The organism is Polynucleobacter sp. 39-46-10 (assembly GCF_002282275.1).
Genome location: NZ_NCJB01000456.1, coordinates 1 through 1,511, shown reverse-complemented (window position 1 = coordinate 1,511; position 1,511 = coordinate 1). Strand labels below are relative to the sequence as shown.

At 47.3% G+C, this 1,511-nt stretch carries 2 protein-coding genes; both read right to left on the bottom strand.

The window, feature by feature from the left end; translation table 11 throughout:
* Nucleotides 1–175 (bottom strand): FAD/NAD(P)-binding oxidoreductase (locus B7X71_RS16740; RefSeq protein WP_293601569.1); only part of this gene is annotated, 175 nt, incomplete at its 3' end.
* A gap of 10 nt (nt 176–185) precedes the next feature.
* A partial coding sequence (locus tag B7X71_RS16735; protein WP_293601568.1) for an aldehyde ferredoxin oxidoreductase C-terminal domain-containing protein occupies nt 186–1,511 on the bottom strand: 1,326 nt, incomplete at its 5' end.

Below are 1,511 nucleotides of genomic sequence, written 5' to 3'. Positions count from 1 at the left end.
AATAAGTCCCTGACTCTTGAATGTTTCCCATTAATAAATAAGGAATTGCCATCCGCGAGTAAGGCGGCACATCCTCAGAACCGATCATGATAATTTGATCAGAGGGTGCGCGTTTGCGAATAGTCTCTGCGGCAATCACGCCCGCAGGACCATTTCCTAAAATAAGGTGCTTCATCTAAAAGATCTTACAGTCCAAGACGCTTAAGTGTTTCCGCACTCGGACGACCCTCAGGATCCCAGCCACGGATCTTATAGTACTCAGGGAGCATCTTATCTAAACCACTCACAGCACCCTTGCCTGGACCAGTTTTTGCAGCTTCTGTCATCAAGCGCTTCGGTAATTTATCGTCTTTGCTAGTAAAGCCGGCACGATTATTAAAGTCGCGTTCCATATTCCAAATACGCTCACCAATCGTAGTCAAGTTCTCTACCGTAAATTCATCGCCACATGCAGCCTGCAACTGTGGGGCTACATCGGCAAGCGTCCAAGCGAAGCTAGTAAAAATACAAATCCCTGCCGAGTCAAATGCAGCAGTTGCATCTTGGAATGCCTTGACCAACTCTGGCTTGCCTTGCGTATCTGCTGGTTCAGTCTTTACTGGAATACCTAAAACCTCAGAGGCAATCGTGTAACCGCGTAAGTGACATGCGCCGCGGTTTGAAGTTGCATAAGCCAAGCCAATACCCTGAATCACACGCCCATCATATGCAGGAAACTCTTGACCCTTGACGCTCATAGAGAGGTCTGGCTGCCCATATTTTTTAGTCAAACGCGCAGAACCAAGCCCAAGCTCTTTTCCAAAGCCAATACCATTTGCAGTAATTTCCGCGAAATAACACAGCGCTTTAGCAGAACCAAATGGTGCCTCGATACCAAGCTGCTCTTTTGTTAGGACGCCCATTTCATACATTTCCATCACAGCGCCCACGGTTGCACCAAAAGAGATCGGATCAAACCCATCCTCATTGCACAACATGTTGGCAAACTGCAATGCTTCTAAATCGTTTACGCCATTTGCAGCACCCAAGGCCCAAGCAGCCTCATACTCCAAGCCACCTGAGGCGTTCATATACTGGGGTTTATTCTCAATTGAAAAATGTGTCTCATCAATTTTTGAGATACGTCCACAGGCGATAGTACATGCAAAGCAAGCTTGATTCGTCACTAGATGGGTCTTCCCATCTGAAGTACGTGGGGTAGCCATCGCCTCAGCAGAAATATCCTTAGCGCCATCAAACTGAACATCTTGATGATTGCGGGTTGGCAATGCACCAACTTCATTAATCACATTCATTAAGACTTGTGTTCCATAGGTAGGCAAGCCCTCTCCCGTCACACCATTGCCAGCTAAAACTGCTTTGCCAGCACGGGTTGCTTCCATAAAGGCTTTAGGATTTTTAATATTGCCGACACCTTTTGTGCCTCGAACTGCAACTGCTTTTAAGTTCTTACTGCCCATCACCGCGCCTACGCCAGAGCGTCCAGCCGCACGATGCAAGTCATTCACGAT